This window comes from Clostridium arbusti SL206 (genome assembly GCF_000246895.1).
GTDB lineage: Bacteria > Bacillota > Clostridia > Clostridiales > Clostridiaceae > Clostridium_I > Clostridium_I arbusti.
Genome location: NZ_BAEV01000040.1, coordinates 14,912 through 31,124, shown reverse-complemented (window position 1 = coordinate 31,124; position 16,213 = coordinate 14,912). Strand labels below are relative to the sequence as shown.

The 16,213-nt window shown below is 28.8% G+C and carries 14 protein-coding genes and 1 tRNA gene; 13 read left to right on the top strand and 2 right to left on the bottom strand.

Annotated elements, in window-relative coordinates; all coding sequences use genetic code 11:
* The first annotated feature begins 287 nt into the window (after positions 1-287).
* From RH99_RS09100 to RH99_RS09085, 4 genes are all read left to right on the top strand, one after another.
* The gene (locus RH99_RS09100) at positions 288-632 is read left to right on the top strand and encodes a phenylpyruvate tautomerase MIF-related protein (RefSeq protein ID WP_010236837.1); all 345 of its coding nucleotides are present in this window, start codon (positions 288-290) and stop codon (positions 630-632) included.
* Positions 633-660: 28 nt separating this feature from the next.
* Positions 661-1,230, top strand: a complete 570-nt coding sequence (locus tag RH99_RS09095) for a LemA family protein (RefSeq protein WP_010236835.1) — start codon at positions 661-663, stop codon at positions 1,228-1,230.
* 8 nt (positions 1,231-1,238) lie between these two features.
* Complete coding sequence (locus RH99_RS09090) at positions 1,239-2,060, top strand: TPM domain-containing protein (RefSeq protein ID WP_010236833.1); 822 nt, start codon at positions 1,239-1,241, stop codon at positions 2,058-2,060.
* A 79-nt stretch (positions 2,061-2,139) separates the two neighbouring features.
* Positions 2,140-4,110 (top strand): HD-GYP domain-containing protein, encoded by a 1,971-nt coding sequence (locus RH99_RS09085; protein WP_010236831.1) that lies wholly within the window; start codon positions 2,140-2,142, stop codon positions 4,108-4,110.
* Between the two features lie 218 nt (positions 4,111-4,328).
* Here RH99_RS09085 and RH99_RS09080 read toward each other — a convergent pair whose 3' ends face one another.
* Entirely contained in the window at positions 4,329-5,363 is a 1,035-nt protein-coding gene (locus tag RH99_RS09080; protein WP_026038452.1) for a M42 family metallopeptidase, read from the bottom strand.
* Positions 5,364-5,719: 356 nt separating this feature from the next.
* Between RH99_RS09080 and RH99_RS09075 the strand changes: the two genes are divergently transcribed.
* The 5 genes from RH99_RS09075 (at position 5,720) to RH99_RS19365 (ending at position 8,806) form a co-directional block, all read left to right on the top strand.
* Positions 5,720-7,075 carry a VanW family protein gene (locus RH99_RS09075; protein ID WP_010236826.1) on the top strand — a complete coding sequence of 452 codons (1,356 nt, stop codon included), beginning with the start codon at positions 5,720-5,722 and terminating at the stop codon, positions 7,073-7,075.
* 221 nt (positions 7,076-7,296) lie between these two features.
* A complete protein-coding gene (locus RH99_RS09070) occupies positions 7,297-7,476 on the top strand; it encodes a hypothetical protein (RefSeq protein ID WP_026038451.1) in 180 nt (59 codons plus the stop codon).
* 224 nt (positions 7,477-7,700) lie between these two features.
* A tRNA-Leu gene (locus RH99_RS09065) sits at positions 7,701-7,783 on the top strand.
* Between the two features lie 334 nt (positions 7,784-8,117).
* On the top strand, positions 8,118-8,531 hold the full coding sequence (locus tag RH99_RS09060) for a hypothetical protein (protein ID WP_243441476.1): 414 nt from the start codon (positions 8,118-8,120) through the stop codon (positions 8,529-8,531).
* 134 nt (positions 8,532-8,665) lie between these two features.
* Positions 8,666-8,806, top strand: coding sequence for a hypothetical protein (locus RH99_RS19365; RefSeq protein ID WP_162829318.1), 141 nt, complete (start codon positions 8,666-8,668; stop codon positions 8,804-8,806).
* Positions 8,807-8,864: 58 nt separating this feature from the next.
* On the opposite strand, the gene RH99_RS09055 is transcribed toward RH99_RS19365, so the two are convergent.
* Positions 8,865-11,447: a RyR domain-containing protein gene (locus RH99_RS09055; RefSeq protein ID WP_010236822.1), complete on the bottom strand. Its 2,583-nt coding sequence runs from the start codon at positions 11,445-11,447 to the stop codon at positions 8,865-8,867.
* Between the two features lie 445 nt (positions 11,448-11,892).
* Between RH99_RS09055 and RH99_RS09050 the strand changes: the two genes are divergently transcribed.
* The 4 genes from RH99_RS09050 (at position 11,893) to rpoN (ending at position 16,130) form a co-directional block, all read left to right on the top strand.
* Positions 11,893-12,714 (top strand): Cof-type HAD-IIB family hydrolase, encoded by an 822-nt coding sequence (locus tag RH99_RS09050; protein WP_010236820.1) that lies wholly within the window; start codon positions 11,893-11,895, stop codon positions 12,712-12,714.
* A 113-nt stretch (positions 12,715-12,827) separates the two neighbouring features.
* Positions 12,828-13,310, top strand: coding sequence for a tRNA (cytidine(34)-2'-O)-methyltransferase (locus tag RH99_RS09045; RefSeq protein WP_010236818.1), 483 nt, complete (start codon positions 12,828-12,830; stop codon positions 13,308-13,310).
* 71 nt (positions 13,311-13,381) lie between these two features.
* Positions 13,382-14,224 carry a DegV family protein gene (gene fakB, locus RH99_RS09040; RefSeq protein WP_010236817.1) on the top strand — a complete coding sequence of 281 codons (843 nt, stop codon included), beginning with the start codon at positions 13,382-13,384 and terminating at the stop codon, positions 14,222-14,224.
* A gap of 544 nt (positions 14,225-14,768) precedes the next feature.
* Positions 14,769-16,130: an RNA polymerase factor sigma-54 gene (gene rpoN / locus RH99_RS09035; protein ID WP_010236815.1), complete on the top strand. Its 1,362-nt coding sequence runs from the start codon at positions 14,769-14,771 to the stop codon at positions 16,128-16,130.
* Positions 16,131-16,213: the final 83 nt, after the last annotated feature.

The following is a 16,213-nucleotide window of genomic DNA, read 5'->3' as shown; positions in this document are numbered from 1 at the left end:
ACGTGGATGATGGAGTTACTTATCATCAATTAGTAAGTAATGAATTTATAAAAGAGGGATACAAGACAGTTCTTAAGAAATTAAATAAAATGTCTAATTCATTTAAGTGATTTTATTAACATATAATTTTCAGAAGATAAATTCTTTGATAAAAATTATACATATAAATGTTATAAAATTAATAAGTAAATGTAATTTTATTAATATCATGGTATAATTTAAGCAGAGAATCTAAAAATAAACAAGAGTGATAGGATTCTAATATAAACTTGTTAAGGAGTGTTATTATGCCTTATATTAATTCAAATTTAACAATGAAACTTACAGAGGAAAAGAAAGATATTATAAAGGAAAAGTTAGGGAAGCTTATAAGTATTTTACCTGGCAAAGGTGAAGAATGGTTATTTGTAGGATTTAGTGACGATAAGACACTATACTTTAGAGGGGAAAAAAAGGAAAAAGCTGCTGTAGTAGAAGTGCAAATATGTGGAAGGGTAAGTAGAGAGAGTAAGGAAGAACTTACTGGGGCTATTTGTAAATTACTAAAAGATGAACTTAGCATTGATGGAGAAAGTATATATGTAATTTTTCATGAGATTGATGACTGGGGATATAATGGAAGTTTATTTTAATATTTAAATATAGCAGGGGAGGAATATTATGAGCAAAACGTTAAAAACCATAATAGTTATCATAGTAATAGCATTAATTATTATAATACCAATTACCAGTAGTTATAATTCTATAGCAACATTAGATCAAAAGGTGAGTAGTTCATCATCAAATATAGACACTCAGCTTCAGAGAAGATCCGATTTAATTCCTAATCTTGTATCCACAGTAAAGGGGTATGCGTCACAGGAAAAAGATATATTTACGAGTATTGCTAATGCCAGGGCAAAGCTTGGTGGTGCTCAGGGAATACAAGAGAAGGCCCAAGCGGATAGTGAACTTTCACAATCACTCTCAAGACTTTTAGTAATAGTAGAAAATTATCCAGACTTAAAATCTAATCAAAATTTTAGAGATTTATCAGTAGCTCTTGAAGGCAGTGAAAATAGAATTTCAGTAGCAAGACAAGACTACAATAATGCTGTTAATAATTATAATACATCTATAGTGAAATTTCCTACTAATATTATAGCTAGAATTTTTGGATTTAATTCTAAACCTTATTATAGGGCCGACCAAGGGGCTAAACAAGTACCTAAAGTTGATTTTACTAAGTAGGTATTATTATGAATAAAATTAAAGGTAATAGAATATGCGTAATATTAATAGCATTAATATTGTTGGTTATTATACCTGTTTGCAGTGTAAAATCACAGCCACAAATTCCTGCTCCTACTAACCTTAAATACGTAAATGATTATGCAGGAACCATGGATGAGAGTACAAAGCAATATATTGTATCTGTGGGAAATGAACTTGAAAAAAAGACTGGTGCTCAATCAGTAGTTGTTATAATTAAATCCTTAGATGGCAGAGACATAGAAGGATATGCAAATGAACTTTTTAGAAATTGGGGTATAGGTGAAAAGGATAAAAACAATGGATTACTTATACTAATTTCTCTAAATGACAAGAAATGGAGAGTAGAAGTTGGAAAGGGACTTGAAGGTACAATAACCGACATTTACTCTGCAAGGGTTATGGATTCTGTTGCAGCTCCTAAATTTAAATCAGGAGACTTCAATGGCGGAATAAAAAATTCCTATTCTATGTTTGCAGATGACATAGCAAAATATTATAATGTAACTTTAGAGAAGAATTCAAATATAAATATTAATGAGAGTAATGGCAATTCTATTAATGAAATAAGTGATTATATACCAGCTGCTTTGATAGTTATAATAATTATAATAATTATTATAAGTAAATTTAGAAAAGGACCAAGAGACGGAAGTGGCTTTGGTGGAGGAAGCGGGTTTGGAGGTATTGGCGGCTTCGGAAGCGGAGGAGGATTTGGTGGTTCCAGCGGCGGTTCTTCTGGCGGAGGCGGTTTTGGTGGTTTCGGCGGTGGTGACTCTGGAGGAGGTGGCTCTTCAGGAGGCTGGTAAAAGGTGATTGTCACATGTTCAATTTATAATTGCCTTAGTAGTATAAGCCGGTTAATATAACAGATATAGGAGTATAGGAATGTATAGAAATAAAAATAAATCTATTATTAATCTTTATAGAGAGCAATTGGCAATAATCGTTACATTATTTACTTTGTTGATTATTGCCTTTTTTTCATTGTTAATTCTTAATATATATAGAAGTCATCAAGGTACTATTCTTACAAATTCATTAGCGAATCAAAGTACATTAACTCAAGTTTTAGCAAAGGATGCTAATAGAATTTTTGAAATAGATTCAGTGCTAAAAGTATATAATGGTAATGGTGAATCAAAAAATACATTACAAAATAAGATGAATTCAACATTAAAAGAGCTTCAACAATCAAGAGATGCTTATCAGAAGCAGTATAATTCTATAAAGCATGGATATATAACATACAATAATAAAAAAGTAAGTTTTAAGGGAATATCTAATGATGAATTAAATAAAATTTTTCAGCAGCATGATAAAATTTGGTCTCAATATAATTATAATATAAACATAATTTTAACTAATAAAAATACTTTAACAGATTTGTTGAAATCAACTAGATATATTAACGAAAACAATCAAACTCTTTTAAATCAAAATGATAAGATAACAAGTATAATACAAATATATAATAGTAATCAAACGCAAGTATATGTAAATATTTTAACAGGTATTGGTATATTAATATTGATACTATTAGGTATATTTATGATAAATACATATATAAATTTATTTTTGCCTATGAATCAATTTTATAGAGGAATGACACAAATAGGAATTAATGATATTAGCACAGCTACTCCTAAATTTAAGGGAGAGGAACTAAAACCTATATTTTATGAAGTACAGACTGTATTCAATAAATTGAAAAGTTTAATTAATATAATTGAAGATTTAAGCAAAAATGTACCTTTTAGAAATATATTGGATAGAATTTTTAATTCCTTTTTAGAATATGTGCCTTATACCTATATTGGTGTAGCACTTATTGAGGATGATGGAGAAATAATAAAAGCGTCTTATGTTTCAGCAGCAAAGGAACATAAAGATCTGGCTAAGAGAATGTTAGGATTAAAAGCAGAAATTTCAAGTACAAGCTTGGGTGACGTATTAAAGAGTAAGAAAGCGAGACTTATAAATGATTTAGATGAATATGTTAAAGGGAAAAAAATGCGTGAATACAATAAGATATTATTAGAAGAAGGCATAAAATCATCTATAACCTTTCCATTAATAAATAATGATAAACCTATAGGAATAATATTTTTTTCTAGTAGTAAGAAGAATGTTTATAAAAAAGAACATGTAGAATTTCTTAAAATTGTTGCTAACAGTATTATGTTAAGTCTTGAAGAAGATATTTTTATTGAAGATATGGTGATAAGTTCTACTTTAGCATTAGCAGTACTAACTGAAGAAAGAGATCCAGAAACTGGAGAACATTTAAATAGGATGAAAATCTATTCTAGGATGTTAGCTGAATATTTATCAAAAGAGAATAAATACAAAGATGTAATTGATATGACTTATATAAATGCTATAGAGAGGTTTAGTCCTCTTCATGATATAGGAAAAGTAGCTATAAGAGATGACATATTGTTAAAACCAGGAAAATTAACTAAAGAAGAATTTGAAATAATGAAAACTCATACTACTTATGGTGGAAAAGTTTTAAGAATGGCAGATGAGAATCTAAAGAAAAGAGGAAGAAGTATATTTGCTATGGGAATTGAAATAGCTGAGGGACATCATGAATGGTGGAATGGGACAGGCTATCCCTATGGAAAACAAGGTGAAGAAATTCCACTTAGTGCAAGAATAGTGGCTGTAGCAGATGTACTGGATGCATTAACTAGCAAAAGACCTTATAAGAGAGCTTTTTCTTTTCAAGAATCCTTAGATATTATAATTGAAGATTCAGGTAAGCACTTTGATCCTTATATTATTAATGTATTATTAAAGAATATTGTGAAATTTAAGGAAAGATATAGGAGATTCAATAGAAATCAACAGTAATTACAATATGATGTATAGATTATTATAAGAGAGATTGAAGATTCAAAAATATGGAATCTGATAATTTGAAAGTAAAAAGGTTTGTCTCAAAATGCATTAATGTGTATTAGAGACAAACCTTTTATTCTATTTTAACATATTCTCTTAACCTCTTATAAAAATATACTTTAAAAACTAAAAATGATATTTTAATTTGTAGGTGATTATTCACAACTAAACTAATTTTCCATGCAGTAGTTTACTATTAAATTCAAAGTAGATATTATTCCATCCATATGTGTTCTTTCATATCCATGAGAGGCATACACACCAGTACCTATTAAGGCGGTTTTTACATCCCATCCAGCTCTTAAAGCAGATGAAGCATCAGAACCATAATGAGGATATATGTCTGTTTTATAGGATATATTTTTAACTTTACATATATTTGTAAGGCGTTTTCTTAATTCTAAATCATAAGGCCCAGAAGAGTCCTTTGCACAAATACAAACACTGTATTCAGAGGAATTTTGTCCAGTTCCAGGAGCCCCCATATCAACAGCAATGAATTCTTTTGTGCCTTCAGGAATAGAAGAACCACCGTGTCCAACTTCTTCATAATTAGTAAATAAAAAATTAACTGTATAAGGAAGCTTTACATTGTTTTCAGAAATGTGTTTAATTGCATAAAGAAATATAGCAGTACTTGCCTTGTCGTCAAGATGTCTGCTCTTTATAAATCCATTATTGGTAAATTTTGTTCTGGGATCAAAGGTTATAAAGTCACCTACGGATATTCCTAATTTTTCTACATCTTCCTTTGAATTAATCTTTTCATCTAGAACTACTTCCATATTTGACGGTTGTCTTTTTAAATCTCTTGCATCATCATGAATATGTATTGATGGTTTTATAGTTTGAATGGTACCACTAAAGTTCTTATCTTCTATAGTTTCAATTGTACAGTTTTCACCTTCTATTGAATTCATCATAAATCCACCTATAGGAGATAGAGATAAAGTTCCTGAACATTTGATTTCTTTTACCATAGCACCTAAAGTATCTACATGGCAGGAGAATGTTTTTATATAATCTTTATTCTCACCATCTATTTTTACAACAACAGAACCTTTGTTTGTTGTATAATAAAATACATTCAATAAATGTAATTCTTCTTTTATATAGTCCATTATATTAGAAGTAAATCCACTAGGACTAGCTATTGCAAGAATATTACTAAGATAATATTTTATTTTTTCTAAATTATGCATAATATCACTTCCTTTCTCATGATTTTATCATAATATATAAATTTTTTGAACTTTAATATATGGAATTTAGTTTAAGGCATATGAAAATAAATAACAAGACAAAGATGCGACGTATATTTTGAAGTCAACAAGGAAATAGGTTCCTAAGATAGTGAGCTATCTTAGGGTTCTGTTGACGCGGTGGAATTCAAAATAGACTAGCATACTGACTAGTTATTTATTTGAATGTGCCTAAGATAAAATCCAATACTTATTCTATATGTAAGAAAAATTTAATATTTTATATATAAAGCAAATTATATATATGGCTAATATTTTGTAGTATAATAATAGCATATAATTAGGAGAGGAGATTACTTATGAAGAAAAAAAATATAATTATTATAGGCGTTGTATGCGCTATTATAGTAATTTTAGGTATTTCTATACCAGCATATAATATTTATTCAAAAGTTAAAAGTTTCGACAATATTATTTATCCAGGAGTAAAGATTGGGAATATAGATGTTTCTGGAAAGACTGTAGTTGAAGCTAAGAAAATGGTTTCAGATAAATATCAAGCTGTAGTTGGAGATAAGAAAGTAAATGTACAAGCTAGAGATAAAAATTATAGTATAACTTATTCTAAATTAGATGCACAATATAATACAGATAAAGTTGTAAAAGAAGCTTTTGATTATGGAAAAAACCTTGGGACTTATGGTAAATATAATATTATAAAAAAACCGGTTAAAAAGGATTATAAACTTGCTTTTACCTATAATAAAAAGCCTTTAGATGATTTTGTAGATACTATAAAGAAGGATGTAAATAAAGATCCTGTAAATGCTATTATTACAAAGTCAGGTTCAGGTTTTCAAGTTTCATCTGATTCAGATGGATTTAAGCTAAAGGATGAGGAACTTAAAAACAAGATAACAGGAGCTATAGATGGAACTGTTGGATCAGATACAAATGTACAGGCAGATGTAGAAACTGTGAAGGCAAGTAAAACCAAGGATAAACTTCAAAGTGTTAATACATTAATATCTACATTTAGCACAGAGTTTGGATCTAGATCAAGTGCGGGAAGAGTTGTTAATATTCAGCTTGCTACAAGGGCTATAAGTGGTCTCTGTCTTATGCCAGGAGAATCCTTTAGTTTTAATGGTGTTGTAGGAGAGAGAACAGCGGCAAAAGGCTATCAATCTGCACCGGTAGATATAGGATACAGTACTGGAATGGGACTTGGAGGAGGTATATGCCAAGTTTCTACTACGCTTTATAATGCAGTATTACAGTCTGGAATAAAATCAACTGAAAGATTGCATCACACTATTCCTTCAGCTTATGTGCCGCTGGGATTTGACGCAACGGTAGACTACGGGAATTTAGATTATCAATTTAAAAATACTTTAGATTTTCCAATATATATTGAAGGAAGTTCAAATAATGGAACAGAAACTTTTAATATATATTCTAACAATAGTTTAACTAATAAAACTTATAAAGTTGTAAATGATGTTTATCAAGAAATAAAACCAAGTGTCTCTTATATTAATGATTCTACATTACCAGCAGGAACTACAAGGATTGATCAAAATCCTTCAACAGGACATAAGGTAAAGGTGTTTTTACAGACCTTTCAAAATGGAACTATGGTATCACAGGAAATGATAGCAAATGACACATACAATGCTGTTAATCAAGTGATAAGAAGAGGTACTAAGAAATAATAAATTTAGGATGATTTTTAATTATTATGCTGAATATATGCATTTATATTATGTATATATTCAGCATATTTTTGTTTGAAAAATTATTAATTTATAATAAATTTCATAGATTAATTAATAATTTCGCAATAAAAATCTTATCAAATTTAATAAAGTATGATACAATTATCGTTAATTAATAATATGATATAAAAAATTAAATTCTAAAAGGAGGAGATACTATGGTAAAACAGGGAGAAATTTTAACTGAGGAAGTAAGAAACGGCATAATTACAAAATTTAAAGAAGGAAAACTAGTAAGCGAAATTATTAAAGAAACTGATTTAAGCAGAACTGAAGTTAAAAATATTATAGAAGATTATCTTAATACTAAACTTATTTCAGATGACAAAAGGATATAAAAGTTAGCGAAAAAGATTATAGGTATATAAGTATGTATAATGAAAGCAAGTAAAGTACTTGCTTTTGTTTTCTTATAAAGACTATTATCATAAAAATTTGTAATCTAATTAAGGATAAAATGAAAATTTGATTATTTACATTATTGTAGTATAATGGATATATAAATTATTTTAGTTCTAGTTTGAATTAGTAAAAAAATATAAGGTGTGAATTCCTTAGTTATGCGGGTATGGCGGAATTGGCAGACGCGCTAGTTTCAGGTATTAGTGGGAAACCATGCAGGTTCGAATCCTGTTATCCGCACCAAGTAGAATTTATAAGGCTTCCAGTAAGTTTACTGGAAGCCTTAAGTTTTTTGTTTTTAGAAACCATAAGATTTATGTAATTCTGTTTATTTATCTTTCTAAATAAGTTAAAATTAATACTATGTTGTTTTAAATTTCTAAATATTAAAATAAGGAGATTATATATGGTTACTTTTATGTATATATCAGTTTTATTTCTAATACCAATTATTTTTTTATATAGTTGTCAATTTAATAAATTAAATAAGAAAAAATATAGTACTAAGTATAAATATACTAAAATATCTCAATTTGTGCTAGTAGATATTTCACTGGGATGTATAATAATTTTTTTAATGACATTTGTTTTACCATCTTTAATTTGGAATTTTGGCGTAAAAGTCTACCAACCTGAAAATGAAATTTTGAGTACAGATACTATTAGTCCCATATACAAATCTAATGATAAAATATATGTAAAAGAAATTTTCGATAATAATACTAAAAGTTATATAATTAATTTCAATGATTCTATGCAACAATATGATAGTAAATCAACAGAAATAGTTGAAGATAGTTTATATAAAGATGATGCTAAACTTATAGAAGCAAACCAGTATAATGTTTATGAATTAAAAGGTTACGGTTTAATTATTTCAAGCGTTAATGATATGTATGCAGATATATATTTACATAATCCTAAAAAATCATTTCTTAAGAAAAAGACTCAAATATGTGTTCCTAAAAATTCTATTGAAAAGATAAATTAAAAAAACTATTGCAAAATAGAAATAAAGTATTATAATAAAAGTATAAACAATAATAATTATTAATTGATATTAAATATTAATCTTATAATGAACGGGTTAAATATAGAAGTTCACTATTTTAGGAGGTATGTATTATGGATAATAAAAATGTTAATAAGGATGTTAAATTAAATAAAAATCTTTTAGATGATGAAAAAATATTTGTAGCTGAAGATGATGAAATTGTAATAAATTGTGAAGGTCAGCCATGTAACTTTTCATACTTTGAAGAATAGAATAAAGATCTTTAAAAATAAAATGAGTAGCTTAGTGCTACTCATTTTATTTTTAAAGCTAATCAAGTAAACCGTGAACTTCACAATAACATAAGGATTTTAATCGTTCTATTTTGAAGTATGCATCTGCTAATATTTCTGGCCAAAACTTAACGGTTTCAATTACTCTCTTCTTCCTATCTTCAGGAAGCATATCCCAAGCCACAAGGGAAGGATGGGTCTTTTCTTCTGAATTTTTAGTTTCAGCATAGGTCCAACCTGCCTCTTTCTTTTGAAGACACCAACGCTTGTGCTCATAGGAGGCCAAAGTATTTAATTCTTTTGCTGTAAATTTAATGGCACTTACTTTTTCTTTAACAGAAACTATATCATAATTGACTCTGTGCAGGGCATCAGGTATATGCCTTATTTGATCTATACTAGAGTTTTTTACATCTTCGTCAAGACTATGCCATAGTTTTGTAAAATCTTTATATTCACTGTTAGTTTTAAGCATTTGATGTTTTTTATAAATATTCATTGCAAGTTTTTCAATCTGTTCACTGAAAAATGCATCCTGCATTAAATGTCTTGAGAACTGCTCTTCATCTACATGGAGTTTAAGCTGTTCCTTTGAAGGCAAAAGGGATTGTTCCCATTTCTGTGCAGTGTTTAGCATACTCATTTCAAGTATAGCTTCCATAGATCGTGATTCATGCTTATATCTTGCTACCTTAAGCATAGCTCTTAATACTCCGTTGTCTATTTGGGCCTCACCTTTTTCATTTATTAAATGAGGAACTTTACGTTCAAGTAATGAACGTAATAACATAGCTCTGCGGACGATAAATAATTGATCCCAATTTTCATCTGTTTGATTAGGTCCTAAAATATTTACATATCCTCTTAAACGACTTATAAAATCTGGTCCTTTGGAATTTTGAAATTCACTTGTAAAATGTTTTTGTTCAGATGGATCTTCAATTCCTTCTCCACAGAATTGCTCAAAGGTAGTGCTTGTTCCACCTGCAAATACAAATATAGCCTTTCCAATAGGATGAATGGAATCGCCTTCTCTAAATACTCCATCTTGCATAGGAGCTAGAAAATATTTTAGCCAGCCTAATTTTGACCCAAAGTTAGAATCAAATTCATCAAAAAATACTAGTGGCATTTTGCCCTGTAAAGATAGATCTCTGACCTTGTGAAAAGCATTGTTTAAATCTTCTAGTGTTTGTAATTGAGATAGATTAAAGTTTATCTTTTCAATTAAACCTGGAGCAATTGTAGAAGCTACTTCAGTTACACCAAAAGATTTTCCAGACCCAGGAGTTCCAAATACGGCAATGGATAGAGGTCTAGAGGTATTTTTAGTTCCTATATATTCTAACATAAGGTTTTTAATACTTCTGTAACTTTCAATTTCTGTTCTATCCACAGTTTTAAGATTTCCAAATCGAGCTATAGGTATAAATTTTAAAGCACTTTCCTCCCCGTTTTTAACTACATCATAAGCTATCTCTGCTAGATTAGTAGAACTTTTATCCTTGATGATGTACCAACAGGCACGGCAATTAGGATTATTAGAATTGCGTATTACAGTATCTTGTATTTGTTCCTTATATATGAAGTCATTTTCACCTTCAATAAATATTTCAGAATATTTACAAATATCATCCTTTGCATTTTTACCAAAACCATGAATAAAATACTTCTGAGCGTACACGATTCCTTCTCGGATACCTTCACTTATGGATTCACTTATATCTTCATTATTAAGTAGTCCAAAGACAATGTTATGAACTAGGCCTGATACAAAACAGGATAAGAGTCCATACATAGTACCTTGACCGTCTTTAATAAAATCGCCTTCAAATTCATTGGTAAGAAAGTAAAGTCTAGATTCATTAGTTCCATCGTTTCTATAGTGTATAGCTCCTTCAAGCCCAAAAGGCACTATAAGATGATGACATTTGGCAAGAAAAGCGAGACTTGGATTATTGTTAAGCTGCCAAATAAAATCAAGAGACGTTCTTTCCCAGGAAAGACTCTTACTTATATTAACACCCTTTGAACGTAAATCATCTGCATTTATAACTACTATAGTGTTTTCTATGTGAAATTGTTCCAGGTGCTGCCAAAGACTATTAGAACCTATAGGATTATTCATTTTATATACAACTATAGGGGCTTTACCCTTTGTTTTTAAGGCTAAAGGCCAAAAATCTTCGTTGGCATTAAAACCATTATCTTCATCATCCAATATAACTAAATCGGCATTTTCATCGTCATTTACGATTGGTAGCAATTCAGAAACTCCTGACAAGGGGCCTGTATAACCTAAAAAATTCTTTATGCGATATACCTTATCTTTATCTTTTTTATTGCCAGACAAAGAAAAAAGTCCTAATTCAGAAGTTGAATGTAGTAGTCCTTCTGGCAGAGGACCATTTATATCTTTTACTTCAGGTGATATTACAGGTAAGTTTGTAGTTGAACTTATAAGCTGTGATAAAAGTAGAGCTTCACCAGGTTTATGACTGCTATGCACATATGGATAAGATTGCCAACTAACACCTGCAGCACTATTGTTTGTTTTCCATTGTAAGAGATTTATGCAAATATCTCCTGATACCACAATCTTTAAATGCTTATCTTTCATGTTTATGCCTCCTATATTTTACTTTAGGCATATTCAAATAAATAACTAGTCAGTATGCTAGCCTATTTTGAATCCTACTGCGTCAGCAGAACCCTCAGATAGCCCACTATCCTTGGAACCTGCTTCCTTGTTGGATTCAAAATATTCGTCGCATCTTTGACTTACTATTTATTTTCACATGCTTTAGCTTGAAAATTATTAATTGGTTTATAGACAAGTTCATTTATGATAGTATAAACTTTGTTAGATGTTTTTTCAAGTAACAATTACTAATTAATAATTATTACTATAAATATGTAATGAAATACGGTTTATTAAGGTGAATTAATTTCAGCATTAATGTATAATATAAAGGTATAATTTTTCTGAAAAAGATAGTTTGCATTTTAGGTATATGAGAAGAAATGATCAGTGAAATATGCCTTGATTATGGGGAGATGAGATAATGAATTATAAATTAATTTGTATTGATATGGATGGAACTCTTTTAAATGATAAAAAAGAGGTAAGTGAAGAAAACTTAAATGCTTTAAAAATGGCCAGTGAAAAAGGAGTTAAGATAGCAGTATGTACAGGAAGACTTTTTGCTTCTGCTAGATATTATGCTGAACTAATTGGAGTGAAGGCACCTGTTATAGCATCTAATGGTGCATATATAAGGGAAAAGGACAGAGATGATGTTATTTATGAGCTTTCCCTAGGGGTAGATAAATGTAAAAAAATACAGAGTATAATTGATAAATATGATTTCAATGTATATTATAATAAATATGATTCTGTATTTACAGAATCTGAATTTTCTAAAGACAATACCTATGCTGCAATGAATAAAATATTACCTGACAAGAATAAAATAAAGTTAATTACTACAAAAGATATAAATAAAGTTATTGAGGAGCAAGGAGACAATATTTTAAAATGTATTTGTATCAGTGATGATTATGAAAGTTTAGATAAGGCAAGAGAGGAAATATTGAAAGTTGGAGAATATGAAGTTGTAAGTTCAAATAGAGATAATATAGAGATAATGATTAAAGGTGTAGCAAAGGGAAGGGCAGTAAAAGTTTTAGCAGATTTCTATAACATATCAAGAGAAGAAATAATTTGCATTGGAGATAATGAAAATGACCTATCCATGATAGATTACGCTGGTATGGGTGTTGCTATGGGAAATGCAACTGATGGCGTAAAAAAGATTGCAAATTATGTAACAGATACAAATAATAATGCAGGAGTAGCAAAGGTAATAGAAAAATTTGTGCTTTAAATTTATTATCTAGAATAAAGAATAATAGATACTTTACTAATATTATATTATGAGTTAATATAAATTTTGGCTTATTATTAATATTTATTATATATGCAAATGGGGGAAATAAAATGATTTTGGGAAAGGAAAATTTAAATATAGTTCTATTTGAGCCAGAAATACCTCAAAATACTGGAAATATAGCAAGAACTTGTGTTCTTACAAATAGTAAACTACATTTAATAAAACCTCTTGGATTTAGTTTGGATGAAAAACATCTTAAGAGAGCTGGTCTTGATTATTGGAAGGACTTAGATATTCAATTATATGAATCCTTTGATGAATTAAGAAAAAAGTATAAAGATTCAACTTTTTATTTTTCAACTACTAAGGGTAAAAATTATTATGACGATGCAAAATATAAACAGGGTGATTTTATTGTCTTTGGAAGAGAATCCTGTGGACTTCCTGATGAAATAAGAGATAGTGACCCACAAAGATGTATAAGAGTTCCTATGGTAAAGACTAGTTTGAGATCGCTTAATCTCTCTAATACAGTAGCTATAGTTGCTTATGAGGGAATAAGACAAATTGGTTTTGAAAATATGAAATAAGGGTATCTAAAAGGAAATAAACTAGTATATGGACTAGTTGTTTATAGATGCCTAATCAGGGAGAAGTTTTAATGAATAAGATTAAAATTATAACTGTAAGTACTGCAGATTTGTCCGAGAATGTAATAAAAAAATATGATATAGAGGTACTGCCTCTCATAGTGAATATTGGTGATAAATCATATGAGGATGGTATAGACCTAAAAATCTCTAAACTTTTAGAACTTATGGAGACTGAAACAAAGTTTCCAACGACTTCACAGGTTAATCCTCAAAGATATTTTGAATGTTTTCAAAAGTATTTATCAAAAGGATATAAAATACTAGTGTTAAACATGTCTTCAAAAATGAGTGGTACATATCAATCAGCTTGTATGGCTAGAGATATGCTGGATAATAAAGAGGATGTAGTAGTTATTGACACCTTGAATGTTACTTCAGGACTTGGAGTACTTGTACTTAAAGCATGTAGGCTTAAAGAAGAAGGTCTTAGTCTTCAGGAAATAAGGATGCAGATTGAAGAAACTATTCCTCATGTTAAAAGTGCATTAATATTCAATAGTCTTGACAACCTTGTGAAGGGTGGAAGATTATCTCATGCGGCAGGGACTATAGGAAATATTTTGGGGATAAAACTTATACTTGAAGTCAAAGATGGAGAAATGTCTGTGATGAATAAGGTTAGGGGAACTAAAAAGGCTATAAAGACTGTTTTAGAATATACTAATAGAAGAGGATTTAATGAAAAGGACACAGCTATATTGCTTCATATTGATGAAGAAGAGATAAGATCTAATTTAAGGTTAAATCTAGAAGATAATAATAATAATTTTATAGAATGTGAAGTAGGATGTGTTGTTGGGGCACATTCTGGTGCTCATGCCTGTGGAATATTTTTCATTGAGAAGTATTAAATATATACTTAGGCATGTGAAAATAAATAACAAGTGAAAGATGCGACGTATATTTTGAAATATACAAGGAAACAGGTTCTGATGATAGTGGTGCTATCAGAAGGTTCTGTTAACGTAGTATAATTCAAAATAGACTAGTATACTGACTAGTTATTTATTTGAAGATGCCTTAGATTAACATAATATAAACGGAAAGGGCTGTCTCTCAATGCATCTATATGCATTGAGAGACAGCTTTTTAACTATTCTATTAAAATTTAATTTTTAATAATTAAATAAAATGGTTATCAAATTTAATGAATACTTATTAGCTTTAAAAGATCCACTTTCTAAGCATATAATTAATGCTGTTAATTAGATATGAATATGGATAAAATAGCAAAATACAGTGGATAACAAAGGTATATATAGATAAAACTACAAGCTTTTACAATAATAAATATTAGAAGTATGTCTATAAAAATATAGTGTATTTGTAGATGAAATTAAATGTGATATAATCGTAATATAGTATAAAAATAATTAATTGGATTTGGGTGATAGTATGAATTTAGATTTTAATTTAAATTTAGCACAGCAGCAAAAACTTGTAATGACTCAACAGATGCAATTGTCTGTAAAACTTTTACAAATGTCTAACTATGAACTATTAGACTATGTTAACAAAGAAGTTCAGGAAAATCCTGTAGTAGATGTTGAGCCTTCCGAAGTTATGCAAGAAAATAATGAGGAAATTGATTATACTAAATTATCAAAGTACTTAGAATCTGATAATTACAATAGTAAAGAAATTTCAAGAGATGACGAGCGTGTATCACCATTTAATTTTATATCAGAGAAAAGATCATTAAAGGATTATTTAAAAGAGCAACTTTTAGATATGGTTGAAAATGATTACATGGAATCTATATGCTTGTATATGATAGAGTGTATAAATAGTTTAGGATATTTTACAGAAGATGTAGATGAATTATCCCAAAATTTAAAGATAGACAAGAAATTTATTTATAAAGCTTTAGATATATTACAAGAACTAGAACCAGTTGGAATTGCAGCCAGGGACTTGAAAGAGTGTTTAAAAATACAAGCACTGAACAAAGGCATACTTGATGATAATCTTGAAGAAATAATAGACAAGTATTTAGAAGATATTGCTGAGAATAGGTATACTAAAATCGCAAAGGATTTATGTATAACAAATCAAGAAGCTCAAGATTATGGTGATATAATAAAATCATTTGAGCCTAAACCATCAAGAGGTTTCTATACTGGAGACGAAACTGAATATATTGTACCAGATGCTTATATAAAACAAATTGAAGATAAACTCTATATTGTGATGAATGATAATTTTATTCCTAAGATATCTATTAATAATTTGTATATGAATATTCTAAATGATTCTAAAGATGAAGATGCAAAAAAATACGTTAAAGAAAAGCTTAATGGTGCTACTTTTCTCATTAAAAGTATAGATATGAGAAGAAATACTATATATAAAGTTATTGAGCAAATTCTTGATATACAGAAAATGTATTTTCTAAATAAGAATAATTATTTGAAGCCTATGACTTTAAAAGATATCTCTGAAAGAATAAATATGCATGAATCCACTATTAGTAGGGCAATTAAGGGAAAATATTTAAATACAGATAGAGGAATAATAAAAATTAAGGACTTATTTACAACTTCTATAGGAAATGATAGGGATGAAGATGTTTCTACAATAAAAATTAAGAATGATATTAAAGATTTAATTGACAAAGAAGATAAATCAAAGCCAATTTCTGATCAGAATATATGTAATATATTAAAGGATAGTGGTGTGATAATTTCTAGAAGAACTGTAGCCAAATATAGAGATGAAATGAGTATAAAATCATCCAGTAAAAGAAAAAGATTTTAGATTTTCAGAGATTTAACAAAATAATTTAGACTTTTTTTCAAAATACTATTTAAAAATTAGATCATTTATTCTATAATAGTAAG

What these genes read in the sequence shown, in the direction of transcription:
- RH99_RS09100 (WP_010236837.1), top strand. Translation starts at nt 288, where the DNA reads ATGCCTTATATTAATTCAAATTTAACAATGAAACTTACAGAGGAAAAG.
- RH99_RS09095 (WP_010236835.1), top strand. Translation starts at nt 661, where the DNA reads ATGAGCAAAACGTTAAAAACCATAATAGTTATCATAGTAATAGCATTA.
- RH99_RS09090 (WP_010236833.1), top strand. Translation starts at nt 1,239, where the DNA reads ATGAATAAAATTAAAGGTAATAGAATATGCGTAATATTAATAGCATTA.
- RH99_RS09085 (WP_010236831.1), top strand. Translation starts at nt 2,140, where the DNA reads ATGTATAGAAATAAAAATAAATCTATTATTAATCTTTATAGAGAGCAA.
- RH99_RS09075 (WP_010236826.1), top strand. Translation starts at nt 5,720, where the DNA reads ATGAAGAAAAAAAATATAATTATTATAGGCGTTGTATGCGCTATTATA.
- RH99_RS09070 (WP_026038451.1), top strand. Translation starts at nt 7,297, where the DNA reads ATGGTAAAACAGGGAGAAATTTTAACTGAGGAAGTAAGAAACGGCATA.
- RH99_RS09060 (WP_243441476.1), top strand. Translation starts at nt 8,118, where the DNA reads ATGACATTTGTTTTACCATCTTTAATTTGGAATTTTGGCGTAAAAGTC.
- RH99_RS19365 (WP_162829318.1), top strand. Translation starts at nt 8,666, where the DNA reads ATGGATAATAAAAATGTTAATAAGGATGTTAAATTAAATAAAAATCTT.
- RH99_RS09055 (WP_010236822.1), bottom strand. Translation starts at nt 11,447, where the DNA reads ATGAAAGATAAGCATTTAAAGATTGTGGTATCAGGAGATATTTGCATA.
- RH99_RS09050 (WP_010236820.1), top strand. Translation starts at nt 11,893, where the DNA reads ATGAATTATAAATTAATTTGTATTGATATGGATGGAACTCTTTTAAAT.
- RH99_RS09045 (WP_010236818.1), top strand. Translation starts at nt 12,828, where the DNA reads ATGATTTTGGGAAAGGAAAATTTAAATATAGTTCTATTTGAGCCAGAA.
- fakB (WP_010236817.1), top strand. Translation starts at nt 13,382, where the DNA reads ATGAATAAGATTAAAATTATAACTGTAAGTACTGCAGATTTGTCCGAG.
- rpoN (WP_010236815.1), top strand. Translation starts at nt 14,769, where the DNA reads ATGAATTTAGATTTTAATTTAAATTTAGCACAGCAGCAAAAACTTGTA.